Raw genomic sequence first — 24,618 nt, 5'->3', positions numbered from 1 at the left:
GACCGCCCGCCGAAATCTGCGACCGAGACCTGTCCGATCGGTCAGTCTTCCCCGCTCAGAACCCCCCAGAGACCCTCCCCGACCCACATTCCGCCGCCCCCGACAACCACACCAGCCCCCCACCTCTCCCCGCCCCCACCGCCCCCACCACCCCCGACCAGGTAAGAAAAATCACTAGCAGTAACCACCTCCCACACGCCCACCCGGGCGGGGCGGGGCGAGCGGGGTGGGGAGCTGGGCGCGGTGGGTGGGGGCGTCAGAAGGTGTCGGGGGTGCGGATACGGTCGCGGATCCAGGCGCCGGCCGGCTTGAGGCGGGTCGTGCCGCCGAACTGGCCGCTGCCGCAGGTGCCGGTGGTGAAGACCGCGCCGGAGCGGAAGTCGTCGGAGAAGTTCCAGTTCGTCCAGCTGATCTTCTTGCTGGCCATCAGGTCGAGGTAGCGCTGGGCCATGGCGAAGTCGTTCGGGCCGTCGCCGGAGTAGTCCTGGGTGCCGAACTCGGTGACGAACAGCGGGAGCCGGTCGGCGGCCCGGGCGAAGGTGTCGTAGTACGCGTCGCCGTGCGAGGCGGCGTAGAAGTGGAAGACGTACATGAGGTTGCCGCCGGCGACCGGGTTCGCCGCGATCGTGTCCACCCCGCCGCCGCTGCCGGAGACGCCGAGGGACGACCAGTCGGGGGTGCCGACCAGCACCACGGCCTCCGGGTCGCGGCTGCGGATGACCGGGACGACCTGGTCGGCGTAGCTCTTGATGGCGCTCCACGGCACGCCGTTGGGCTCGTTGGCGATCTCGTAGAGCACGTTGACCTTGTCCTTGTGCCGCTCGGCGATCTCGGCGAAGAAGGTGCGCGCCCGGGTCAGGTTGACGTTCGGGTCGCCGGGGCTGAGCATGTGCCAGTCGACGATGGCGTACATGCCCCGGGCGGTGGCCAGCTCGATGTAGTGGTGCACCAGGTCGGTGAAGCGGCGCGGGTCGGTCTCGTACCCGTCCTCCTGGACGTACATCGAGATGCGCAGCACGTCGGCGTTCCACTCGCGGGCGAGCACGTCCAGCGAGGCCGGGGTGGCGCAGTTCGCGTACCACTGGATGCCGTGCGTGCTCATGCCGCGCAACTGGATCGCGCGGCCGTCGCGGTTGCAGAGCTGGCGGCCGCAGACGCGGAGCTGGCCGTTGGCGGCGACCGGGGTGACGGCGGCGGGCGGAGGCGTCGTGGGCGGCGCGGTGGTGGCGGGGGGAGTGGTGGTGGGCGGCGGGGCGGTCGTCGGGGTGCCGCCGCCTGAGCAGGGCTGGCCGTTGAGGGTGCAGCCGGTCGGGCCGCCGGTGCCGGTGGCGACGAAGCCGAAGGTCACCGAGGCGCCCGGGGCGACCGTGCCGTTCCAGGACCGGTTGGCGAAGGCGTGGTGCTGGCCGCTGCTGGTCAGCAGCGCGTCCCAGTACGAGCCGATGGTGGTGCCGGCGGGCAGGTCGAACTCCAGCCGCCAGGAGCTGATCGTGGTGCTGCCGGAGTTGGTGATCCGGTAGCTGCCCTCCCACCCGGAGCCCCAGTCGTTCACCTTGGTGAAGCTCGCGGTCGGCGTCGCCGCCGCGCCGGCGGTGCCGGTCAGGGCGAGCGGGGCCAGCGTGAGGGCCGCGAGGAGGCCGGCGGCCAGGAGCGTTCTGCCGCGAAGTCGCACGGGTGCCTCCGGGAAGGGGAAGGTGGCCTGAGTCCTCGCACTATAAGGAAAGTTAAGTGTTGTGGCAACGAGGTCTGTCGATGCATCGACGTCCCGCCCCTGCCCCGCGCCCCTCGGCCCGCCCCGCCCCGGCTCGGGTCCTCGGCCGGACGCGCTCCCCGCGGGTCGCGTCGCCGCCGCGCCGCGAGTGGTGAAAGAGAGTGACTCACGTTGATGTTTCGTGATTCGCTCCGGTTGTGCTTGCGGCCCGGGGGTGGGAACGGCGTGAATATTGGATGTGAAAACGATGTGAATCGGAGTGCGGTGGCGCCAACCGGGTTTCGCGGTTGCTTCGGCCATTGCCGTCCGCCGTTGCGGCAACTACTATTCGATGTTGTCGCGTGCCGATGGATGTCGATTGAATTCTATTGATCTGTCGGTGGCTCTTTCCGACCGAATGCGGCCGATCGTGTCTTTCGTGCAGAAAGAACTTCCGGGATCGCGGCAACGGCTCTACAGACAGGGTTTCAGCGAGATGCTCATTCTGACCCAGCGGCACATCGGCCGGATAATGGAAGAGGTCGGCGTCGACGCATTGTTGACGGAACTGGTCTCGCGTCTCGGCGACAAATTCGTCGAGGTGCACAAGGGTGTGGCCGAGCTGTCGCCCGCCCGGGGGGCGTTCGAGCGGGAGGGGCCCGCCCCGGGGGTGATCGAGTGGATGCCGCACCGCGAACGGAACGAGAGCACCACCATCAAGGTCGTCTCGTACAGCCCGTCGAACGTCGACGACCACGGCCTGCCGACGATCACCGCCTGCGTGGCCCGCTTCGACGACCGGACCGGGCGTACGACGGTGGTGGCCGACGGCGCCGCGCTCACCGCCCTGCGCACCGGTGCCGCGTCGGCGCTGGCCAGCCGGGCGCTGGCCCACCCCGACAGCCGGACGGTCGGGCTGATCGGCTGCGGCGCCCAGGCGGTCGCCCAACTGCACGCCCTGAGCCTCGTCTTCCCGGTCGACCGGGTGCTGGCCTGGGATGTCGACCCCGCCCACCTGGCCTCCTTCGGCCGCCGGGCCGGCTTCACCGGGCTCGCGGTGACGGCGGCGAGCCCCGACGAGGTGGCGAGGTCGGCCGACATCCTGGTGACGGCGACGTCGGTGGGCATCGGCGCCGGTCCCGTCTTCCCGGACGCCGCGCTGCGGGAGCACCTGCACGTCAACGCGGTCGGCTCCGACATCATCGGCAAGGTCGAGCTGCCCCGGACGCTGGTGGACCGGGCGCTGGTCTGCCCCGACCATCCCGAGCAGGCGGCGCGGGAGGGTGAGAGCCAGGTCCTCGATCCGGGGCGCCTCGGCCCCTCGCTCAGCGAGATCTGCGCCGACCCGGGCCTCGTGGCCGATGCCCGGTACGGGCAGACGGTCTTCGACTCGACCGGCATCGCGCTCGAGGACCACGTCGCGCTGGACCTCTTCGTCGAGCTGGCCGCGCAGCTCGGGGTGGGCACCGAGGTCGACTTCTCCGACGAGCCGACCGACGTGCTGAACCCGTACGCCGTCGGCACCGTGGCGCGGTCGGTGCGCTGACGGCCGGGCCGTCCCGGCGGCACCCGCCACCCCGTCACCCTGCCCGCCCGAGGCGGTCGAGGGTGGCTGCGCTCGCGCATCTGGTCGCCCCGGTCGGGCGCGTCGGCGGGCCGGTCCCACACTCCACTGCCCGCCCCGGTCGCGGGGTCGCCGCCGGTGGCCGCTCCGGCTGCGGGCGGCCGGACGGCGGCTGCGCCGAACGCCGCTGGGCCGACGCCCGCGGCGGGGACGCGGCGACAACTGTGAACTGACGCCTACGCGGGGACGCGGCGACAACTGTGAACTGACGCCTACGCGGGGACGCGGGACAACTGTGAACTGACGCCTACGCGGGGACGACGCCGGCTGCTGTGGTGGCAGCCGGCGTCGTCCCCGCCGCTTCGGGCGTCCGCCCGGCCCGCGGGACCTGCGGGCCGGGCGGCGGGCTGCCGGGCCGCAGCCCGGTCGTCGCCCCGATCGTGGCGCGGTGCGCCGGGGGAGCTCAGGCCGAGCAGCCGTGGGGCCCCTCGGTGGTGAGCGTGGCCAACGAGCAGATCGTCACCAGCGGGTAGTACGCCCCCATGATCGACGCGGCGGTCTCCGCCGAGCTGTTCATCGGCACGTTCTGCACGGCGTACGGGAAGTCCTCCACCGGCAGCAGGTGGCGGAGCAGGACCATGTGCGGGACCGTCGGGTACGAGACGGAGAAGGGCACGAAGGTGGTGTTCCTGACCTCCTCGATGGCCGCCCGCTGCCCCTCCGTGCCGAGGACGAAGGCGTAGTTCCCGTGTCGGTCGATCCGGGTCTCGTCGTTGTAGCGGCAGCCGTAGCTCGTCGACCCGTCGTCGAACCGGTTGATCACGACGGGCTTGTACTGGCCGCCCAGGTTGGTGCACATCGACCAGTAGCGGACCTCGGCGCGCCGGCGGGGCCAGGAGACCGGTCGGTTCCCGGAGACCGCCTCTGGCGCCCGGCCGCGGATCACGACGACGTGGTCCGGCCCCGGCGGGACGAGCCAGGTGCCGAGGTAGGCGTTGTCCGGGTTCGGCGCGAGGTTCTCCACCTCGGAGGTGCGGGTGAACAGCTTGTCGCCGGTTATCGGGGGAGGGCTGGGGCGGTCCGCGTCACCGAGGCCCGCGGGGCCGTCCTCGACCGGCCGGCCGGCCGGCCCGTCCTCCGCCGGGGCGGCGGGCGGCGCGGCGGACGGGGTGGCGGGTGGCGTGGTGGTGGGGAGCGGCGAGGTGGTGGGGGACGGCGGCGGGCTGGCCGTCGGAGAGGGCGGCGGCGCGGTCGGGGACGGGGTCGGCGGCGGGGCGGGCGGGCAGGTGGGCAGCGTCTTGGACACCCCGCCCTGGGTCAGGGTCACGGTCGGCAGGACCACCGTCGAGTCGCCGTCGCTGGGCAGGTAGACCCGGTAGATCACCGAGGCCTTCGCCCCGGGCAGGGCGTCCTCCCGGGACAGCGGCAGCCGGTTGGGTTGCCCCTGGGCCACGTCCGGGCTGAGCGTGATGGTGAACCGGCCGCCGGGCCTCCTGACGCCCTGCCACGGGTTGGCGCTGCCCGGGTCCGGGGCGATGAGGTGGTCGGGCAGGCTGGAGCTGGCGCCGTTACGACTGAACCAGGTGGGCTTGTCGTCGTAGACGGTGAAGGACGCGTAGCGGGCGTCCGGGAAGACCCCGGAGATGGTGATCTCCAGATCCTCCGTCACCGGGTAGACGGTCGACCAGTAGGTGGCGGCGCTGTCGGGCCAGTAGGCATTCAGCCCCGTAACCCCGTATTTCGACGCCCACGCGCACTCGGGCATCACGATGGTGGTGGCGGCCGGGCCCTGGGCGTCGACAGGTGCGGCTGTCAGAGGAAGGGCCAGTGCAATCAGCCCGGACGTCAATAGGAGTGCCCGGCCCGCACTCCGAATCGCTTTTCCCGGAACGGGTATCGTCATGTGATCGACTTGACCACACGGATATTGCAACAAGGTTACAACCGGATCAGCGGTGGACAATTTCCGCCGTTCGGCCCAGGGTGATTCGGTGCCTTCGCGGATAACGGCCGCCCGGAGGGCTAAGCGTTCGTTCCTAGCAATGCGTCGAAATCCGCCTCATTCAACGGAAAGGGCGCACTCGGCCGATGTGGAGTCACCGCCCGCCGAGCGGCCGCCGGCGCCCGCGCGGTCCCGGATCCTGTTGCGGCGTAAGGCGGTTCTCGGCCGGGGCGGGTCGGCCGGACGGCGCGGGAACTGCTTTCCCACGGCCTGCGGATCGCGTCCGTCGCCGCGCCCACCGGCGCTGTTGTCGGTGGTGGGCCGTCCCACGGCCGGCGCGGGAAAGGCCGTGCTCCCGTCGTGGGCGATTCGACTCCCGCGCCCCATTCCCACGTCACCGTCAGTCGTGGCCGGACGGGCTGGTCCTCGCGACGCGGCGTTGTCGCCGAACCGTCACCGCCGGCGGTTCACCGGGGCCGGCGCGCACGCGTGCCGGGGCGAATCGCGCGGGCCGCCGTCGCCCTTCGTGTGCCGGGTCGAAAAGCGCCGCGACAGGCGGTGGAAAGGCGTTCACCAGGAAATTCGGCGCGGTGGAGGCGTGCGCCCACCCGGCGAGCCGCCGCGCGCGTGACGGCGGGCGCGTGACGGCGGGCGCGTGACGGTGCGTGCGTGACGGCGGGCGCGCGACGGCGGGGCGGGACGCCGCAGCAGCCTGGCGTCCCGCCCCGCCCAGTCGGTCGGTCAGTTGGTCAGACGATCTCCACCCCGTAGACGCCGAGCGCCTCGGTCACCGGTTGGAAGTAGGTGGTGCCGCCGGAGGAGCAGTTGCCGTTGCCGCCCGAGGTGAGGCCCAGGGCGGTGCTTCCGCTGAACAGCGCGCCGCCGCTGTCGCCCGGCTCGGCGCAGACGGTGGTGCGGATCAGCCCGGTGACGGAGCCCTCGACGTAGTTCACCGTGGCGTCGACCGCCTCGACCGTGCCGCCGTGCAGGCCGGTGGTGCTGCCGGAGCGCTCCACGCTCTGCCCGACGAAGGCGTCGGCGGCCTCGGTGATGTCCTGGGTGGTGCCGTCGTAGCGGGAGACGCTGCCGTCGGCGGCCGCCGCGCTGCTGTGTGTGACGATGCCGTAGTCGTCGCCGGGGAAGCTGCCCGTGCCGCCGGAGCCGAGCAGGCTGCTCTGCCCGGAGTCGGCGTACCAGTTGGCGGCGATGTCGGTGCAGTGCCCGGCGGTGAGGAAGTAGTAGGAGTCGCCGCTGCGGACGTTGAAGCCGAGCGAGCAGCGGCCGCCGCCCTCGGCCCAGATGGCGTCGCCGCCGGCGGCCCGGATGCTGAGCGTCCCGGCTTCCCGCTCGATGCGGACGCTGCCGCCCAGGCGGTGGGCGACGGCCTCGACGCGCTGGAGCTTCGCGCCGGTCACGGTGCTGTCGACGGAGACGACGACCTGGTTGGTCGCCGGGTCGGTCCACCACGCGGTGCCGGGGATCCGCGCGGAGCTGTCGAGGGCGGCGGTGGCGCGGGCGAGTTCGCCCGCGCCGCGGGTGACGAGCTTCGGGGTGGCGCCGGCCGCGCGGACCTTGCGGGCGGCGGCGTCGTCGGTCACGGTGACGACCATGGTGCCGTCGGCGCGGGCGTACGCCCCGCCGGAGCGGTCGCCGAGCGCGGCGGCGAGCGCGGTGACCGTGTCCGGGGAGGCGGGCGTCGCGGGTGCGGCCTGGGCGGGAGCGCCGGCCAGCGCGCCGACGACCAGCGCGCCGGCCACCGACGCGGCAGTGGCGCGGTGCAGCGGGGACCCGGAGAGTCGCATGTGGTACCTCCTGGAGCTGAGCACGGGCAGCCTTTCGGGCCGCCCCGGGCGGCCGATCGACTGGTGAGGCCCACCCGATCGGAGGCGTCGAAGTATTCATAGGTTTAACAATCATGGCAAGAGTGACGGTTGGCCTGGCTCGGCCGTATCTCACACCTTGGGTCCCGACAGTCCGACGCGCGGCAACTCCGATGGTTGGTGCCGGTTTAGCGAGTTTCCCCAGGCCGTCCGGCTGTGGTCCGCGCATTCCCGGCGACGGGTTTAGTTGCCCCGTGACCGGATTGCGGGACGGTCGGAAAAAGTGGCGTCCGCGCCCCCGTGAGATTGCTCTGAATCGATGCCTTGTGAATGTGAGCGGTCACAAGATAGCCTCCGCTTGAGGGGCGAAGGGCTGATCCGCAGCGGCAACGACCAGACCCTGCCGATCAGCCCCTGCAACCTGCGCTTCCTCTATCAGGGGCTGGACCCGAACGCGGGGGGCGAGTACAACAACCTGCCCTGGCGGCTGGGCCTGATCACCCAGACCAACTCCACCTGCTGACGGCGTTCGTCGGCGGGTCGACGCTCCGGCGGCGGTCGGACCACGGCCGGCGTCGGGATCACCACCGGCAGGGCACCGGTCACAGGCGGGCGCGCAGGCGTCGGCCGGCCGAGCCGGTGGGGCCGGTGCGGAGGGGGCGAGCTCCGCACCGGCCCCGTGGTGTGCTCCGGGCCGCCCGGCAGACGGTGCCGCGGCGGTCGCGCGGGCCGACCGGCACCGGCCGGGACTACCGACCGTCCGGCGCGCCCGTCCGCGCCGGGAACCGCTCGATGTTCGCCACCACCCAGCGGCGCAGCCGGGCCAGCGGCTCGCACGCGTCCCACCCGAGGGCGGTCAGGGAGTATTCGACGTGCAGCGGCACCGCCGGATACACCGTGCGGTCGACGAGGCCGTGTTCCTCCAGCCGGCGCAGGGTGGCGGTGAGCACCTTCGGGCTGATCCCGTCGAGGCGGGCGCGGAGTTCGCCGAAGCGCCGGGGCCCGTCCTCCAGCGCCCCGAGCGCCAGCGCGCTCCACTTGTTGGCCAGCAGGTCCAGGATGTGCCGGCATGGGCAGGACGCGTCGTAGACGTCGTGGGCCCGGCCGCAGGCGGTCGTGAGCACCCGGCCATCGTAGTTCCCTTCGGATACCAATGACCGTTGACGGTAACCAGGGCCGTCGAAATAGCGTCCCGGGCATGGCTGAACTGATGCGTGCGGTCGGTTACCGCAGGAACCTGCCCAGCTCCGATCCGTCGTCGCTGCTCGACCTGACGCTTCCCGTCCCGACCCCCGGTGACCACGACCTCCTGGTCCGGGTCGAGGCCGTCTCCGTCAACCCGGCCGACGTCAAGGTCCGCGCCGGCAGCGCCCCGGGCGACGAGCCGAGGATCCTCGGCTACGACGCGGCCGGCGTGGTGGAGCGGGTCGGCCCGGCGGTCACCCTCTTCGCCCCCGGCGACGAGGTCTGGTACGCGGGCTCGCTGGCCCGGCCCGGCACGAACTCCGAGCTGCACCTGGTCGACGAGCGCATCGTCGGGCCGAAGCCGGCCTCGCTCGACTTCGCCGAGGCCGCGGCGCTGCCGCTGACGGCGCTCACCGCGTGGGAGTCCCTCTTCGACCGGCTCCGGCTGACCGCCACCAGCACCGGCACCCTGCTGGTCCTGGGCGCGGCCGGCGGCGTGGGCGCCATCCTCGTGCAGCTCGCCCGGCACCTGACCGACCTCGAGGTCGTCGGGACGGCGTCGCGCCCGGAGTCCCGGCGGTTCGTCCTCGACCAGGGGGCGCACCGGGTCGTCAACCATCACGAGGACCTGGCCGAGGCGCTGCCCGGCGGCGTGGACCACGTCTTCAGCCCGTTCTCCGCCGGGATGGTCGGGATCTTCGCCCGGATCGTGCGCCCGTTCGGGGCCGTGGTCGCCATCGACGAGCCGCCGGGCCTGGACCTGCTGCCCCTCAAGGCCAAGAGCATCGCCTGGCACTGGGAGCTGATGTTCACCCGGCCCCTGCACGACCCGACCAGCCTCGCGCAGCACCACATCCTGCGGCGGGTCGCCGAGCTGGTGGACGAGGGGGTCCTGCGTACCACGATGACCACGCGGATCGACGGCATCGACGCCGCCAACCTGCGCCGGGCGCACGCCGCCGTCGAGAGCGGCGCGACGATCGGCAAGATCGTCCTCGCCGGGTTCTGAGGACCGCCCGCCGGAGCGGCGTCAGGGCCAGTCCGGCCGCCGGGGCAGGGCGAACCGCCAGCCCTGCGCCGCCAGCACGGGCACGACGCGCTCGACCGCGTCGACGGTCTGACCGCGGTCGCCCCCGCCGTCGTGCAGCAGCACCACGGCCCCCGGGGTGATCCCGTCGCGCAGGCGGCGCACCAGCTCGTCGACGCCCGGCGGGTCCCAGTCGCCGACGGCCAGCCGCCAGCCGAGCGGCCGCATGCCCAGGGCGGCGGCCACCGCGGGGCTGCGGCCCCAGGCGCCGTAGGGGGCGCGGAAGTACGGGATCCGCGCCCCCGGCACCGCACGACGGATGGCGGCGTCGGCCTCCCGCAGGTCCGCCTCGATCCGCTCCGGCGGCCAGGAGCTCATGTCCTCGTGGCGCATGCTGTGGTTGCCCAGCGTGTGCCCGGCGGCCACGATCTCGCGTGCCACCTCGGGGTGGGCGTCGACCTGCTCGCCCCACAGGCAGAACACGGCCGCGATGCCGTGCCTGCGCAGCACGTCGAGCAGGCGCGGCGTGGCGGCGGGGTTCGGCCCGTCGTCGAAGGTGAGGCCGAGGACCCGCCCCCCGCCACGGGTGGTGTCGACGATGTCGGCGCTCACCCCGGGGCGGGGCGCGGGGACGGGTCGCATCGGACCGTCAGTGTTCCCGGTAGGTGGCCAGGTCGAAGTCCGCGTGGGCGCCGTCGCCGCCGAGGTCCTGCACCCACAGCCCGAGCAGGGCGCCGGTGAAGCCCCACGCCGCCGGCTCGCCGTCGATGATCAGCGCGGCGTGCTCGTCGGACAGGATCGTCGCGTCCAGCTCCACCGGGACCCGCCGCCACCCCGCGCCGAGGTCGTACCAGAAGCGCACGACGGGCCCGTCGAACTCGGCCCGCAGGCCGACCGGGCCGGTGCCGGGCGCGTCGACGGTGAGTTCGGGGTACGCGGTGCGCCGCCCGCTGTCGGAGCTGAGCAGCTCCAGCACCCGCCGGCCGTCGTCGGCCCGGGTCAGGTAGAGGTGGTGCCAGTTGAGGGTGTTGTAGTAGGCGGTGACCCCGGCGAGGTGGTAGTGGTCGACCGGGTCGAACTCGACGACGGTCTCCAGCGAGCAGTGCGTGGCGCCGACGCGGCGCGCGACCAGGCTCGGCCGCTGCTTGCCCACCGGTGACTGCCCACCGTGGATGCGCAGGTGGGAGGGGCGGCTGCGCAGGTCCACCCAGTCGTCGGTGGCGGGCCGGCGCAGCGTCGACCAGGACGCGCCCAGCTCGCCGGTGTCGAAGTGGTCGGTGGCGGGCTCCTCCGGCCACGGGTGCAGGGGCAGGCCCGGCCCGGCCACCTCGTCCGCCGGGACGCCGCCGGGGACGCTCGGCCAGCCGCCGGCGGGCCACTCGACCCGCTGGATGGCGGTCTCCCGCCCCAGCACGCAGTTGCCCAGCGGGGTGTAGGGGCGGCCGACGAGGTGCGCCAGGTACCAGTCGCCGTGCGGGGTGCGCACCAGGCTGCCGTGCCCGGCCTTCTGCAACGGCAGGTCGGGCCGGCCCACCGAGGTCAGCAGCGGTCCCGCCGGGTCCACCTCGTACGGCCCCAGCAGCTCGCGGGAGCGGGCCACGGTGACCTGGTGCTCCCAGCTGGTGCCCCCCTCGGCGGTGACCAGCCAGTACCACCCGTCGTGGCGGTAGATGTGCGGGCCCTCGGTCAGCCCGACCGACGTGCCGGTGAACAGCAGTTGGGGGCGGCCGACGAGGCGGCGCTCGGCGCGGTCGTAGCGCTGGATCTCGATGCCGGCGAAGCGGTCGCGCCCGGGTCGCCAGTCCGCGCGCATGCTCAGCATCCAGGTGGTGCCGTCCTCGTCGTGGAACAGCGACGCGTCGAAGCCGCGGCCGTGTAGCTGCACCGGATCCGACCAGGGACCGGCGATGTCGGGGGCGGTGATCAGGTAGTTCTGCGGGTCCCAGTAGCCGCTGGCGAAGCTGGCCACGTCGCTGTAGACGAGGTGGAACTGCCCGTCGTGCCAGGTCAGGTCGGGCGCCCACACCCCGTTGGAGTCGCCGCAGCCGCGCAGGTCGAGCAGGCGGCGCTCGGTGACGATCCCGCCGAGCGGACGCCAGTGCACGAGGTCGCGGGAGTGGTGCACGCGGACGCCCGGGAACCACTCGAAGGTGGAGGTGGCCAGGTAGTAGTCGTCGCCGACCCGCAGGATCGACGGGTCCGGGTGGAACCCGGGAAGGACGGGGTTGCGGATCGACCGGGCAGCGGTCGCCACGTCAGCGGTCTCGGTCGACACGTCGGCTCCTCTGGTGCGGCTTTCGGAACTTCCGGACGCTCGGCCCGGATTATCGGTAGGTGCCGACCACGGTAGCCGTTGACGTCGCCTTAGGACAGACCCCTTGACCCGGACATACGCTACGTCGTAGCGTGCCCGCCATCGATCGGTAATACCGGCGAAGCATTGGAACTTCCGAAGATAACGTCGAGTCCTGCCGGCTCGATCAGCATCCGAGCACCTCGTGAGTCCCCGAAGGGATGGACCATGTCAGCGCACCTCTCCCGCAGAACGCTGCTCGGCCTCGTCGGCGCCGGCGCCGGCGCCTACCTGCTCAGCGGCTGTAGCGGCGACGACGAGTCGGGCGACCCGAACGCCCCGCAGACCATCGACTGGTGGCACATCCAGAACACCGAGCCGATGCTGCCGGTGTGGGCGGCGGCGGCCGAGGAGTACAAGACCGCGCACCCGAACGTCAAGATCGAGATCCAGCCGCTGGAGAACGAGGCGTTCAAGGCCAAGCTGACCACCGCCACCCAGGCCGGATCCCCGCCCGACCTGTTCCAGTCGTGGGGCGGTGGCGTGCTCCGCCAGCAGGCGGAGGCCGGCCTGGTCAAGGACATCACCGACGACGTGCAGCCGTGGATCGGGAGCCTGCTGCCCCTGTCCCTGGAGCCGTACACCATCGACGGCAAGATCTACGGCGTGCCGTTCGACATCGGCATGGTCGGCTTCTGGTACAACAAGGATCTCTTCGCCAAGGCCCAGATCACCGAGCCGCCGACCACCTGGGCCGGGCTGCTCGACACGGTCCGCAAGCTCAAGGCCGCCGGCGTCGTGCCGATCGCGCTGGCCGGCAAGGAGAAGTGGCCGGCCCACTTCTACTGGGCGTACCTGTCCATGCGCATCGGTGGGCTCGGCGCGCTCCAGCAGGCCGCCAAGGACAAGAACTTCGACACCCCCGACTTCGTGGCGGCCGGCGACCGGCTCAAGGAGCTGGTCGACCTCCAGCCGTTCCAGAAGGGCTTCCTCGGCGCCGAGTACGGCTCCCCGGACGGCCAGGCCGCCACCATGGGCAACGGCGGCGCCGCGCTGGAGCTGATGGGGCAGTGGGCGCCGTCCGTGCAGGCGTCCAGCTCCACCAGCAAGAAGGGCATCGGCGACAAGCTCGGCTTCTTCCCGTTCCCGGCCGTCGACGGCGGCAAGGGCTCCGCCACGGAGGTGTTCGGCGGCGGCAACGGCTTCGCCGTCGGCAAGGACGCCCCCGCGGCGACCCTCGACTTCCTCAAGGCCCTGCTCAGCGTCGACAGCCAGCGCAAGTCCGCCAAGACCGGCGCGGTGCTGCCGACGGTCAAGGAGGCGACCGACGCGATCGCCGACCCCAACAACAAGACCGTCGCGCAGGCCCTGGCCAGCGCCACCGGCTTCCAGCTCTACCTCGACCAGGCGTACCCGCCCGCCGTCGGCCAGCAGGTCAACGACAGCGTCGCCGAGCTGATCGCCGGCAACAAGACGTCCGCGCAGATCCTCAAGGACATCACCGCGGTCGCGAAGAGCCAGTAGCCGTCCCCCGCCCCGTGGCCCGCTGAGAGAATCGAGTGGAACACGTATGACCAGGCCATCGACCGTGCCGGAGACCAGGCGCGGCGGCCCGGCGACCGACCCGCCGGGGCCGGGCACCGCGCGACGGCGCGGCGCCCGGCCCCGGCCGGGCCGCCGCCGCGTCCTCGCCATCTTCCTGACCCCGGCCCTGGTGCTGTTCCTGCTGCTGGTCATCGCCCCCATCGTGGTGGCCAGCTACGCCAGCCTCTACAAGTGGAACGGCTTCAACCTGCCGCAGAACTTCGTCGGGCTGGACAACTACACCCGCGCCTTCGGCGACCCGACGTTCCGCGGCGACCTGTGGCACGGCCTCGTGCTGATCGTGCTGTCGCTGACCGTCCAGCTGCCCGTCGCGCTGGGCCTGGCCATGCTGCTCAACCAGCCCCTGCGGGGCCGCAGCATCTACCGGCTGATCTTCTTCGCCCCGTACGTGCTCTCCGAGGTCACCACGGCCGTCCTGTTCAACCTGGTGTTCTCGCCGAACCGCGGGCTGGGCGACTCGATCGCCCGGTGGCTGGGCTCCGACGCCGGCACGATCTTCGCCGACCCGGACACCGTGCTGTTCGCCGTCTTCATGATCGTGTCCTGGAAGTACTTCGGGCTCTACATGATGCTCTTCCTGGCCGCCCGGCAGAGCATCCCCAAGGAGCTGAACGAGGCCGCCACCACCGACGGCGCCGGCCCCTGGCAGGCCTTCCGGCACGTCACCCTGCCCCTGCTCGGGCCGACGATCCGGATCAGCGTCTTCCTGTCGGTCATCGGCACCATCCAGTTGTTCGACATGGTCTGGGTGCTCACCGGCGGCGGCCCCATCCACGCCTCCGAGACCATGGCCGTGACGATGTTCCAGTACGGCTTCCGCCGCTTCGAGGTCGGCTACGCCAGCGCGATCAGCATCATCATGTTCCTGCTGAGCTTCGTGTTCGCCCTCATCTACCAGCGCGTCGTGCTGCGCCGCGACACCGAGGGCGCGATCACCAACCAGGGAGACAACCGATGACCAGCACGGCGAACCCCGCCCTGCGGGCCCGCCGCCTCGTGTTGCACCTCGTCTGCATCGTCGTCGGCGCGGTCATCGTCGTGCCGGTCTGGTTCGGGGTGCTCGGCGGGTTCAAGGACAACGGCCAGCTGTCCGTCAACCCCCTCGGCTTGCCCGACCCGTGGGTGCCGAGCAACTACACCGACATCCTCACCTCCGAGGTGTTCTGGCGGCAGCTGGGCAACAGCGTCCTCATCGCGGTGACCGGCACGTTCATCATGGTCGCCGCGGCGGCGATGGCCGCGTTCGTCTTCGCGCGCTTCGCGTTCCGGGGGCGGGAGCTGCTGTTCACCCTGTTCGGCGTGGGGCTGATGTTCCCGTTCGCGGTGGCCATCCTGCCGCTGTTCGTGCTGCTGCGCAGCATGGAACTGCTGGACAACCCCCTCGGGGTGATCCTGCCCCAGGCCGCCTTCGGCCTGCCGATCACCGTCATCATCCTGCGGCAGTTCTTCCGCACCATCCCCGGCGAGGTCGAGGAGGCGGCGATCCTCGACGGGTGCAGCGCGTTCGGCTTCTTCTGGCGGATTCTGCTGCCGATGGCCCGCCCCGCGCTGGCCACCGTCTCCGTGCTGGCCCTCGTGACCAGCTGGAACAACTTCATGCTCCCGCTGGTGGTGTTCACCGACCAGAGCTGGTGGACCCTGCCCGTCGGGGTCCAGGCGTTCCAGGGGCAGTACTCCGACGACACCGCCCGGGTGCTCGCGTACGTCGTGCTGTCGATGGTGCCGGCCCTCGGGTTCTACGCCGTGGCCGAACGCCAGCTCATCAGTGGTCTCTCGGGCAGCGTGAAGGGGTGACCCGAGGCCGCTGCGATAGCCTTCTGCGACCGTAGCCAGGTGAGACGAAAGGGCGGACCGTGGGTTCCGACAGCAGCCGAAACGTCACCATCGCGATGATCGCGCGTCTGGCCGGCGTTTCCGTGCCCACGGTCTCCCGGGTCATCAACGGCCGCTCCGACGTCGCCCCCCAGACCCGGGAGCGCGTCGAGGAGCTGCTGACCCGGCACGGCTACCGTCGCCGGCTGCCCAGCCGGCGCAGCAGCTCCGCCCTGATCGACCTGGTCTTCAACGACCTGGACAGCCCCTGGGCCGTGGAGATCATCCGGGGGGTGGAGGACGTCGCCCACAGCAGCGGCGCGGGCACCGTCGTCTCGGCCATCCACCAGCGCACCTCGGCGGCCAAGCAGTGGCTCGACAACATGCGTGGCCGGTCCACGGAGGGGGTCATCTTCGTGACCTCGATGGTGGCGCCACCGTTGCAGGCCGAGCTGCGCCGGCTCAACCTGCCGGTGGTCATCGTCGACCCCGCCGGTGTGGCCCCGCAGGAGGCGCCCACCATCGGCGCCACCAACTGGGCGGGCAGCCTGGAGGCCAACCAGTTCCTGCTCGGCCTGGGCCACCGGCGCGTCGGCTTCATCGCCGGGCCGCCGCAGCTGATGTGCAGCCGGGCCCGGCTGGACGGCTACCGGGCGGCGCTCGACGCCGCCGGGATCGCCGTCGACGACGCCCTCATCCGGCCGGGCAACTTCTATCACGAGTCCGGCTACGCCGCCGGGACGCAGCTGCTGGCGTTGCCCGACCCGCCCACCGCGATCTTCGCCTCCAGCGACCAGATGGCGCTCGGCGTCTACGAGGCGGTCCGCAAGCGCGGCCTGCGGGTGCCCGACGACGTGAGCGTGATGGGCTTCGACGACCTGCCCGAGGTGCGGTGGTGTTCTCCGCCGCTGACCACCATCCGGCAGCCGCTCGTGGAGATGGGCATGCTGGCGGCGCGTACCGTGCTGCGGCTCGCCCGGGGCGAGCGGATCGAGAGCCCACGGATCGAGCTCGCCACCGAGCTCGTGGTCCGCGACAGCACCGCGCCCCCGTCCCGTACGCGCTGACCGGGGGTGGGCCTGGTCCGGCCCACCCCCGGTCACCGTCGCGGGGTCAGGAGGACGCGCAGGCGAGGTTGGTGGGCGCCTGGGCGCTGCCGGTGCTGGAGGCGATGTAGCCGGCCGTGGTCGAGCCGCCGGCGGACAACTGCCCGTTGTAGGCCGCGTTGGTCACGGTGACCTGGCTGCCCTGCTGGCCGAAGGTCGCGTTCCAGCCCTGGGACAGCGACTGCCCGCTGGGCAGCGAGAAGGTCACCCGCCAGCCGCTGATGGGGACGCTGCCGGTGTTGGTGATGGTGAGCCTGCCCTCGTAGCCGCCGGACCAGGAGCCGACCTGCGTGTACGTGACGCCGCACGCCTGCCCGGCCGGCGGGGTGGTGGGCGGCGGGGTGGTGGGAGCGGGCGTGGTCGGTGCCGGGGTCGTGGGGGCCGGGGTGGTGGGCGTGGGGGTCGGGTCGCCGCCGGTGCCGAACTGCCACCAGTTGAGGTTGAACAGGTTGCCGCTGCCGCCGACGAACCGCAGGTACAGGTCCTGGGTGCCGGTCGCGCCGGTCACCGGGCAGGACACCGTCTGCCACGTCTGCCACCCACCCGTGACCGGCACCGTGCACACGCCGACCCGGGTACCCGTCGGGCTGCCCAACCGCGCCTCGATCGTGCCACCACTGCCCGCCGACGCCACCCGCGCGCTCAACGACGCCGCACCCGACCCGAACGCCACCCCCTTCACCTTGATGTAGTCACCGTTGTTGAGGAAACCCACGTTCATCCCGCCCTCACCGGCAGGCTCCGTCTCCACCCCCACCGACCAGGCGATCGTCTCCGCCTCCTGCCGCACATACGGATTCAACGTCCCGATCTGCGGCGCCCCGGCCGTGGTCATGTTCATGCTCGGGATCGTCCCGTCACTACGGTAGGAGAACTTCTCCACCGCCACCGACCGGGTGTAACCACCCCCACCCGGCAACGCCCCATTGTGATAGAAGAAATACGACCCCCCGTTGAAGTCGATCACCCCCGGGTGGTTCGTGAAGCTGCCACCCTGCCGCGGCATCACCGTCCCCCGATACGTCCACGGCCCCGTCGGACCCGGCGCCGTCGAGTAACCGATGAACTCCGAACAACACTCCGCCGCGAACACGTTGTAGTACATGCCGTTACGCTTGTACACCCACGGCCCCTCCTCATACAGGGTCGGCCGACTCGCGTTACCCGTCCGCGTCCCGAACCCCGCCGTGGTCAACGGAATCTTCGTCGGACTCCCCGAATACGAGACCATGTCCGCGTTCAACTTCACATACCACAGGTTCGGGTTACCCCAGTACAGGTACGCCTGCCCATCATCGTCGATCATCACGTTCGGATCGATCTCACCGTTACCCACCAACGGACGGCCGATCGCATCCCGGAACGGCCCCGTCGGACTGTCGGCCACCCCGACACCGATCACCATCCCACCACCACGCTGCTTCACCGGCACATACCAGTAGAACTTGTTGTTGCGGGCGACGACGTGACCCGCCCACGCATCCGCCTCCGCCCACGAGAACGTGGCCAGGCTCATCGGCGAACCATGATCAGTCCAGTTCACCATGTCCGCCGACGAGAACACCCGCCAGTCCTTCATCGTGAAATACGTCGACCCATCCTCGTCATGGCCGGTATAGAGGTAGATCCGACCGTTGTAGACCAACGGCGCAGGATCCGCCGTATAGATCGTCTGCACGATCGGATTGTCCGCCCGCGCCGGAGCGGCGAACAGCGTCGAGACGCAGAGCAGCGCCGCCACGAAGGCGACGCCGCGCCTGAGTCTGGTGCCGGTCAGGGTTTTCACGGATACCTCCCGAGACGGGGGCAGCGCACCTGGAACGGGTGCCTGCCGGGGGTGGGTGGGCGCAGGGGCGGCCGCCCGGCGTCCGCCCGGGAACGGCGGCGCGGTCGGCCCTGGTAGGGGCTGCGACGTCACGGGTCGGAGCGGGCCCTGGCGTCCACGGGGACGCCGGGCGTGCTCGTTCCCGGCTGGTGCTCCGGCTCTGCCGCCCCGGATCGGCGATCTCGGTGACGGCGGCGGAGCGTGCCCTTCGCTCCTGAGAGGCAGGATACTTGTTACCGTTAACACGAACAAGACGGGGATCGATGTCTCGGCGTGGGCCCGGCGCGGGGCCGCCCACCCGGGGCCGGCGGCGTTGCCGAGGTCTGCCATGCTCGGCACGATGACGACCGGCCGCCCCACCAGACGCCGCCCGCGCCGCCGGGCCGTCCTCGTCGTCCTCGCGCTCGGGGCGGTCGTCGCGCTCCTCGCCGTCGCCGGGGTCGCCTGGCGGTTCCTGCGGCCACCGGGCCCGCGCCCGCTGTTCCAGCTCCCCGTCGCCTGCGGCGAGACGTGGCAGCTCGGCACCTACCCCGGGCACGACGACTACGACGTCGACCTGTTCCCCAAGCGGGGCGAGGCGTGGGGGCGGCCGGTGCTCGCCTCGTCCGCCGGCACGGTGACCGTGGCCGGGATCAACGGGTCGCTGGGCGGCCGTACCCCCGACGACCCGGACGGTCCGCGCGGGCGGGGCGGCGGATACTGGGTGAAGATCGACCACGGTGGCCGGTGGGAGACGCAGTACCTGCACCTGCTCGAACCGCCGCTGGTCCGCGAGGGCCAGCGGGTCGCCCAGGGCGAGCAGATCGGGCGGGTCGGCAGCACCGGCAACTCCGGCGCGCCGCACCTGCACTACGAGCAGCGCCGGGGCTGGGAGAAGGTCGAGACCTGGTTCGACGGCGAGCCGTCGGGCATCACCCACGACGACACCGAGTACACGGTCACCCGCAAGAGCAACAACTGCGCCGCCGGCCGGCCGTAGCCGGTCGGCCCCGCCCTCCACTCGTCGTCCAGATCGCGTCCACAGCCGGCTGGCAGCGTCTACGGCACCGACGCGAAGGGCGTCACGTGGCGAAGGGACGCGACTCAGGTGCGAAGAGGAACGAACTGGAGGCTGGCCGCGGCGGTCAGCCTGGTCGTCGCCGCCGGATCCCTCACGGTTTCCGGGCCGGCGGCGGCCGCCCCCGTCATCCGGCTGGCTCTGGCGGCCCCCGTGCAACCGGCCGACGTCGCCGGCTCGGTCGACTATCTGACCAGGACCTACGGCGTCAGCGTGCGGGAGGCGGTGCGCCGGCTGGAGTTGCAGCGGACCGCCGGGGCGTTGCAGGACGTGCTGGCCCGGGACCACGGCGACACGTTCGCGGGCTCCTGGATCGACCAGGAGAACGGGGGCGTGCTCTATGTCGCCAGCACCGCCGCCGGAAGACTGGCCCCGGCGCTGGGCGCGATCCCGGACCGGCAGCACATCCGCGTCGTCGGGGTGCGGCACTCCCTGCGGGAGCTCGCGGCCAGGGCGCGGGAGGCCAGCGCGCGGCTGGGGCTCACGCCCGAGCAGGAGCCGGTGATCAACCCGCAGCGCAACCGGGTGGAGCTGCACCACGGCGCGGCGGCCGCCGTCCGCGGCTCGGCCGGCCGGCTCGCGCTGGCCGGCGACCTGGGCGTCACCGTGGTCGACTCGCCGACCCCCGCCCCGCAGGCCTGCGCGATCCAGAACTGTGAGGCGCCGATGCGCGGCGGCCTGCGGCTCGACTTCCTCGACTTCAACAAGAGCCCGAAGTGGACCTGCACCAACGGCTTCAACGTGCACGGCTCCGACGGCTGGCAGTACACGGTCACGGCGGGGCACTGCAGCGAGGGTGGGGAGGGCTACTACTCCCGGCACGCGGGCCTCTACGTCGGCCGCTACAACTCTCCGACCTACGTCAGCCGAAACTACCCCAACGACGGGGTCATCATGCCGTACGTGGTGATGAACGGCTTCGAGTACGTCAGCTACTGGGTGGTGAACCCACGCAACACGGTGTTCCACTCGGGGAAGAGCAAGGAGTTCCCGATCGACGGCATGTACAGCTACGCCCAGATCGAGGTCGGCTGGGTGGCCTGCCACACCGGTCAGACGTCCAACAACACCAGGTGCGGCACGGTCCTGTCGAAGGACGGCGGAATGATGACTGACATCTGCACGCGCAGCGGGGACAGCGGCGGCCCGCTGTTCAGCGAGGTCGACCACATCGCGTACGGCATCCTGCACGGCGGCACCAACAGCAACGGCACCTGCACCACGCGGTCGTACTACTCGCCGCTGTCGAAGATCTTCGACAGCGCGTGGTTGTATTCCGGGATCACCTTCGGCGTGAACTCGGACGCCTGACCGACCGGCCCCGCCGACCGGCGGGAGGGCCGTAGCCAGCGCCGCCGCCTGGCCACGGCCCTCCCCGTGCGACGCGGTGGCGGCCCCGCCTGGGTCAGCACCCGCCGGTGCGCCTCCCGCAGGTCCGGCCCCGGGTCGATGCCCAGCTCGTCGGCGAGCCGGTCGCGGACCGACCGGTACGCCGCCAGGGCCTCGGCCTGGCGGCCGGCGGCGGCGAGCGTCGTCACGAGGCCCGCCTGGACGCGTTCGTCGAGCGGGTCCTGCTCGGCCGCGCGGCGCAGCGACGAAAGGACCGGCGCCGGGCGGCGCAGCCGGACCGCGATCCCGGCGGCGTCGAGGACGGCGTCGGTGAACTCGCCGTCGAGGCGCGCGAACGTGGCCCGGGCCGCCGGCGTGCCGCCCAGGCCGTCGCCGGCGGGGCCGTGGCCGAGCCGCAGCGCCGCGACGTACCGGTCGAGCGCCCGGTCCGGCTCGCCGCCCCGCGCGTACGCCTTCGCCTCGGCGAGGGTGCGCCGGAACAGCACGAGGTCGAGCGCCTCCGGCCCGGCCGTGAAGCGGTAGCCGTTGCCGTGCCGGGTCAGGTACGCGCCCGGGGCGCGGGGCGGCAGGCCGGGTTCGAGCAGGCGGCGGAGCCCACCGACGTACTTGTGGATGGTGTTCACCGCGCTCGGCGGCGCGCCCGGCCCCCAGAGCAGGTCGACCAGCTCGGGCGTGCCGACCGGGTGGCCCGTGCGGGCGAGCAGGAGCGCCAGCAGGCAACGTTGCTGCGGCGGCCCGGCGTCGACCTCGGCGTCGCCGCGCCGGACCCGTAGCGGGCCGAGGATCCGCAGCCGCGGAGCCGGGCGGCGCGGATCGACAGTGTGTGAAACAGGCATGCGCCTCACGTTAGGTAATCCCGCGAGTGCTCAGCGTACGTCGGATGACGTAATGACGCGCGCCAGCTCCGCCCGCGACTTGACGTGGACCTTCGGGTAGATCCGGTACAGGTGGGTGCTGACCGTCCGGGGGGACAGGAACAGGTGCGCGCCGATCTCCCGGTTGCTCAGCCCCTCCGCCGCCAGCCGGGCGATCTGCTGCTCCTGCGGGGTGAGGGCGGTCAACGCGTCCGTCGGCCGCCGCCGTGTCTCGCCCGTGGCCCGCAGCTCCGCCCGGGCCCGGTCGGCCCACGGCGTGACGCCGAGCGCGTCGAAGGTGGCCACGGCGGCCCGCAGCGGCGGCCGGCTCTCCGTGACCCGGTGCGCCCGCCGCAGCGCCGTGCCGTGCGCGAGCTGGAGGCGGGCCCGGTCGAACGGCCAGCCGGTCAGGTCCCCGGCCAGCGCGGCCTGGTGGTCCCCGTCGAGCACCGCGCGGGCGTAGCCGAGGCCGACCCGCAGCGCGGGCGACCCAGTGGCCGCGGCGACCGGCTCCAGGTCGCGGACCACCGGGCGCAGCTCGTCCTGGAAGCCGCCGAGCAGGGCCGCCTCGGCCAGGTGCCCGAGCACGAGCAGTTGGTGGGCCGGGAAGTAGGCGCTGTCCGCCGGGTCGAAGATCCGCATGAGCTGCCGGAACGCGTCGTCGGGGTAGCCCTCGGCGAGCGCGGCGACGCCCCGGATGCGCTGCACGAGGGCCAGCATCGGCAGCCGCCGGCCGGCGGAGAGCGCCTGCTCGGCGGCCTCGGCCCGGCGGTGGGCGGCGGCGACGTCGCCCCGCAGCGCCTCGACCAGGCCCATGGTGAGGCCGCCGCCCAGCGCCCACATCGGCAGCCCGGTCTCCTCCGCCAGGCTGATGCACTCGGCGGCCAGCGGCACGGCGGCCCGGGTGTCACCCAGCGCCGCGTACGCCGCCGCGGCCGCGTTGAGCGCCTGGGAGAGGACGCCGATCCGGCCCTGCGCGCGGACCTCGGCCGCGGCGGACAGCGCGAACGTCCCGGCGAGGTCGAACGCGCCGATGGCCCAGGCGGCGATCGACAGGTCGCTGCGCAGGGCCGGTGGCAGGTCCGTCCGGTGCGCCAGGCGCTCCAGCCGGCGCAGCGCGGCGACGCCGTGCTCGACCGGTGCGACCAGCAGCAGGATCGCGGGCACGCGCGGGTCGTCGTCGATCGACCCGAGCGCGAGCGTGACCTCGGTGAACCGGTCGCGGACGGGCGTCGGCACGTTGGAGTAGTAGACGCGCAGCGCCAGGTCGTTCATCGCCTGGAGGGCGCGTTCGGGGTCGCCGTCGCGGCGCATCGTGTCGATCAGGTCGGCGTAGGTCAGCAGCCGCTCCGGCCCGGACCAGGCGATCGGGAGGTACGTCTCGCGCAGCCAGGTCAGCCGGGCGTGGTCGGCCGGCCGCAGGACGCTCTCGTCGATCTCGCCGAGCAGCCGCCGCACGGTGTGCTGGTCGCCCTGCTCGTGCGCCACGAGACAGCTCGACACCTGCCGGTGGCCGCGCGCGGCCGGGTCCCGGCTGAGCTGGACGGCCCGGGTGAGCGCGGCCAGCGCGAGCGGCGCCTGCCGCGGCGCGGCGGCGGCCGCCACGTCGGTCAGCTCCCGGGCCAGCGCCTCGTCCGGGCCCGGCGCGGCCGAGGCCCGGTGCCAGAGCTGGCGCTGCGGGCTCGCCGCCAGCACCTCGGCCAGCGCCGCGTGCCCGCGCCGACGGTCCGCGGGCGCGGCCTGCTGGCGCAGCGCCGAGCGCAGCAACGGGTGCCGGAACCGCAGCTCGTACTGCTCGTCGACGGCGACCAGGCGGGCGGTCACCGCCGGCTGGATCGCCTCGGTGGGCACCTCGACGCCGCCGAGGAGCGTGGCCGCCGCCAGGATCTCGTCCAGGCCGGACCCGTCGTTCAGCGCCGCGACCAGCAGCAGGGTCCGGGTCTGCGGCGGCAGGTCGGCGACCAGCCCGCCGAAGGTCCGCTCCACCCGCGCGCTCAGCGGCAGCGCCGACGGCGACAGCGCGCCGTCGCCGAGCCGGGCCACCGAGCCGCCCAGCTCCACGATGCCCAGCGGGTTCCCGGCGGCCTCGGCCAGCACCCGGGCCCGCAGCCGGGGGGCCAACCGGGGCGCGGCCCTGTCCAGCAACGTCTCGGCGTCGGCCCTGGCCAGCAGCTCCAGCCGCAGTTCGGGCAGCCCCGCCCTGGTGAGCCGCCGGTCGACGTCCTCGCCGTCGCGTACCGCCATGACCACGGCGACCCGGTCCGACCCGAGCCGCCGGCTGAGGAACGTCAGGGTCTCCCAGGTCGCGGCGTCCAGCCAGTGCGCGTCCTCGACCGCGAGCAGCGTGGGCTGCTCCGGCTCGCCGAGCAGGTGCAGCACCTCGACGGCCCGGCGGTACGGCGAGTCCGCCGCCGTCGGGGCGGGGCGCAGCGGGCGGAGCAGGTGATCGAGCCCGGCGTACGGGATCTGCCCCTCGGCCTGCACGCCGGTCACCTCCAGCACCCGCACCCCGAGCCCGCGCCCGGCCCGTGCCACGTGCTCCAGCAGGGCCGACTTGCCGATCCCGGCCTCGCCGCGCAACACCAGCGCGCCGCCCCGCCCCCCGATCGCGCGGGTGAGCAGGTCCCCGAGCAGACGGATCTGGTCGTCCCGCCCGACGAGCCCGGCCATGCCCCCATCCTGCACCGTCACGCCGTGGCCTCACCCGCCGTCGATGCGGGGCCGCCGGTGGTCGGTCAGCCGGAACCCGACCCCCCGCACCGCGACGACGGTGACGCCCGTGCCGAGCTGGTCGAGCTTGCGGCGCAGCCGCTTCACCAGGGACTGCACGCCGGCCGTGCGCTGGCGCCCCTCGTCGTGCCAGACCGTGCGGTGCAGCTCCGCGTAGCTCCAGACCCGCACCGGCTCGCTGGTCAGGCGGGCCAGCAGGTCGCGTTCGAGCCGGGTGAGGAAGACCTCGCGCCCGCCGTAGCGGGCCGTCGACCGGGCCGAGTCGATCCACAGCGTGTCGTCCGGGGCGGGGGTCGTGGCGGCCGGCGGCCCCTGCGGGACGGCGATCAGCCGGCGCAACTCGTCGAGGTCGGCCACCAGCAGCAGGGGCGCGACGCCGTCGAGGCGCTCGGCGAGCCGGATCCGCTCGGCCGGCGACGGGGTCACCGCGATCACCAGCGGGACCGTCGGCCCTGCCTCGTCGAGGGGGCCCGCCGGCGGGCCGCCGTCGCCGCCGCTCACCGCGCCCACCCGGAGCAGGCCGGCCGCCGCCGCCCGAGTCTGTCAGCGCCGTGACAGCGACAGGCGGCCGGCATCGCCGGGCGGGCTGCTCCTAGCGACGAGTTGCTCACGTCGCGTGCTTGATCCTTCATCTTTGTCGATCATAGTTTGCCCACAGGCGGCCGGCGTGACCCGCACGACGCCTGAGGGGCCCGGGGGTTCGTCGCCGTGCGTCCAGACGGGAGGCTCGGTCGTTGTACCCCTGCCACGGCCCGACC

Annotated in this window: 19 protein-coding genes; 9 read left to right on the top strand and 10 right to left on the bottom strand. The window is 72.8% G+C overall.

Going from position 1 to position 24,618, the window contains the following annotated elements; all coding sequences use genetic code 11:
- Positions 1 to 256 precede the first annotated feature (256 nt).
- Positions 257 to 1,648, bottom strand: a complete 1,392-nt coding sequence (locus tag HDA31_RS17130) for a cellulase family glycosylhydrolase (RefSeq protein WP_246384669.1) — start codon at positions 1,646 to 1,648, stop codon at positions 257 to 259.
- Between the two features lie 538 nt (positions 1,649 to 2,186).
- Here HDA31_RS17130 and HDA31_RS17125 point away from each other — a divergent pair.
- Entirely contained in the window at positions 2,187 to 3,236 is a 1,050-nt protein-coding gene (locus HDA31_RS17125) for an ornithine cyclodeaminase family protein (protein ID WP_246384579.1), read from the top strand.
- Positions 3,237 to 3,717: 481 nt separating this feature from the next.
- Here the strand turns inward: HDA31_RS17125 and HDA31_RS17120 are convergent, their stop codons facing one another.
- Both HDA31_RS17120 and HDA31_RS17115 read right to left on the bottom strand, forming a co-directional pair.
- Positions 3,718 to 5,019: a hypothetical protein gene (locus tag HDA31_RS17120; protein WP_178064426.1), complete on the bottom strand. Its 1,302-nt coding sequence runs from the start codon at positions 5,017 to 5,019 to the stop codon at positions 3,718 to 3,720.
- A 926-nt stretch (positions 5,020 to 5,945) separates the two neighbouring features.
- The gene (locus HDA31_RS17115; protein ID WP_178064427.1) at positions 5,946 to 6,998 is read right to left on the bottom strand and encodes a S1 family peptidase; all 1,053 of its coding nucleotides are present in this window, start codon (positions 6,996 to 6,998) and stop codon (positions 5,946 to 5,948) included.
- 376 nt (positions 6,999 to 7,374) lie between these two features.
- On the opposite strand from HDA31_RS17115, the gene HDA31_RS17110 reads away from it, so the two are divergent.
- Positions 7,375 to 7,539, top strand: a complete 165-nt coding sequence (locus HDA31_RS17110; RefSeq protein ID WP_219825040.1) for a non-reducing end alpha-L-arabinofuranosidase family hydrolase — start codon at positions 7,375 to 7,377, stop codon at positions 7,537 to 7,539.
- A gap of 226 nt (positions 7,540 to 7,765) precedes the next feature.
- Here HDA31_RS17110 and HDA31_RS17105 read toward each other — a convergent pair whose 3' ends face one another.
- Positions 7,766 to 8,140, bottom strand: coding sequence for a winged helix-turn-helix transcriptional regulator (locus HDA31_RS17105; RefSeq protein WP_074478918.1), 375 nt, complete (start codon positions 8,138 to 8,140; stop codon positions 7,766 to 7,768).
- A gap of 74 nt (positions 8,141 to 8,214) precedes the next feature.
- Here HDA31_RS17105 and HDA31_RS17100 point away from each other — a divergent pair, with 74 nt between their 5' ends.
- The gene (locus HDA31_RS17100) at positions 8,215 to 9,210 is read left to right on the top strand and encodes a zinc-binding alcohol dehydrogenase family protein (protein ID WP_246384580.1); all 996 of its coding nucleotides are present in this window, start codon (positions 8,215 to 8,217) and stop codon (positions 9,208 to 9,210) included.
- Positions 9,211 to 9,231: 21 nt separating this feature from the next.
- Here HDA31_RS17100 and HDA31_RS17095 read toward each other — a convergent pair whose 3' ends face one another.
- Both HDA31_RS17095 and HDA31_RS17090 read right to left on the bottom strand, forming a co-directional pair.
- Entirely contained in the window at positions 9,232 to 9,870 is a 639-nt protein-coding gene (locus HDA31_RS17095) for a polysaccharide deacetylase family protein (protein WP_178064428.1), read from the bottom strand.
- 7 nt (positions 9,871 to 9,877) lie between these two features.
- Positions 9,878 to 11,503 (bottom strand): glycoside hydrolase family 43 protein, encoded by a 1,626-nt coding sequence (locus tag HDA31_RS17090; RefSeq protein WP_178064429.1) that lies wholly within the window; start codon positions 11,501 to 11,503, stop codon positions 9,878 to 9,880.
- Positions 11,504 to 11,749: 246 nt separating this feature from the next.
- Between HDA31_RS17090 and HDA31_RS17085 the strand changes: the two genes are divergently transcribed.
- The 4 genes from HDA31_RS17085 to HDA31_RS17070 all read left to right on the top strand — a co-directional run bounded on the left by HDA31_RS17085 (position 11,750) and on the right by HDA31_RS17070 (position 16,005).
- A complete protein-coding gene (locus HDA31_RS17085; RefSeq protein ID WP_178064430.1) occupies positions 11,750 to 13,045 on the top strand; it encodes an ABC transporter substrate-binding protein in 1,296 nt (431 codons plus the stop codon).
- Between the two features lie 46 nt (positions 13,046 to 13,091).
- Positions 13,092 to 14,084 (top strand): carbohydrate ABC transporter permease, encoded by a 993-nt coding sequence (locus tag HDA31_RS17080; RefSeq protein ID WP_178064431.1) that lies wholly within the window; start codon positions 13,092 to 13,094, stop codon positions 14,082 to 14,084.
- Entirely contained in the window at positions 14,081 to 14,920 is an 840-nt protein-coding gene (locus HDA31_RS17075; protein WP_074478924.1) for a carbohydrate ABC transporter permease, read from the top strand. The genes HDA31_RS17080 and HDA31_RS17075 overlap by 4 nt, the downstream gene beginning before the upstream one ends.
- A gap of 95 nt (positions 14,921 to 15,015) precedes the next feature.
- Positions 15,016 to 16,005: a LacI family DNA-binding transcriptional regulator gene (locus tag HDA31_RS17070; RefSeq protein ID WP_221486628.1), complete on the top strand. Its 990-nt coding sequence runs from the start codon at positions 15,016 to 15,018 to the stop codon at positions 16,003 to 16,005.
- Between the two features lie 46 nt (positions 16,006 to 16,051).
- On the opposite strand, the gene HDA31_RS17065 is transcribed toward HDA31_RS17070, so the two are convergent.
- Positions 16,052 to 17,758 (bottom strand): family 43 glycosylhydrolase, encoded by a 1,707-nt coding sequence (locus tag HDA31_RS17065; RefSeq protein WP_246384670.1) that lies wholly within the window; start codon positions 17,756 to 17,758, stop codon positions 16,052 to 16,054.
- A gap of 451 nt (positions 17,759 to 18,209) precedes the next feature.
- Between HDA31_RS17065 and HDA31_RS17060 the strand changes: the two genes are divergently transcribed.
- Together HDA31_RS17060 and HDA31_RS17055 are read left to right on the top strand one after the other, a co-directional pair.
- Complete coding sequence (locus HDA31_RS17060; RefSeq protein WP_178064433.1) at positions 18,210 to 18,848, top strand: M23 family metallopeptidase; 639 nt, start codon at positions 18,210 to 18,212, stop codon at positions 18,846 to 18,848.
- A 108-nt stretch (positions 18,849 to 18,956) separates the two neighbouring features.
- A complete protein-coding gene (locus HDA31_RS17055) occupies positions 18,957 to 20,237 on the top strand; it encodes a S1 family peptidase (RefSeq protein WP_178064434.1) in 1,281 nt (426 codons plus the stop codon).
- On the opposite strand, the gene HDA31_RS17050 is transcribed toward HDA31_RS17055, so the two are convergent.
- Genes HDA31_RS17050 through HDA31_RS17040 form a run of 3 tightly spaced genes read right to left on the bottom strand, consistent with a single transcriptional unit; the run spans position 20,159 to position 24,361 of the window.
- Positions 20,159 to 21,112, bottom strand: coding sequence for an AfsR/SARP family transcriptional regulator (locus HDA31_RS17050; protein ID WP_178064435.1), 954 nt, complete (start codon positions 21,110 to 21,112; stop codon positions 20,159 to 20,161). The genes HDA31_RS17055 and HDA31_RS17050 overlap by 79 nt on opposite strands.
- A gap of 30 nt (positions 21,113 to 21,142) precedes the next feature.
- On the bottom strand, positions 21,143 to 23,800 hold the full coding sequence (locus tag HDA31_RS17045) for a helix-turn-helix transcriptional regulator (RefSeq protein ID WP_178064436.1): 2,658 nt from the start codon (positions 23,798 to 23,800) through the stop codon (positions 21,143 to 21,145).
- A 30-nt stretch (positions 23,801 to 23,830) separates the two neighbouring features.
- Positions 23,831 to 24,361: a winged helix-turn-helix domain-containing protein gene (locus HDA31_RS17040; protein WP_178064437.1), complete on the bottom strand. Its 531-nt coding sequence runs from the start codon at positions 24,359 to 24,361 to the stop codon at positions 23,831 to 23,833.
- Between the last annotated feature and the right edge of the window lie 257 nt (positions 24,362 to 24,618).

The organism is Micromonospora carbonacea (genome assembly GCF_014205165.1).
Classification (GTDB): Bacteria; Actinomycetota; Actinomycetes; order Mycobacteriales; family Micromonosporaceae; genus Micromonospora; species Micromonospora carbonacea.
This window is presented reverse-complemented; position numbering and strand designations above follow the sequence as displayed.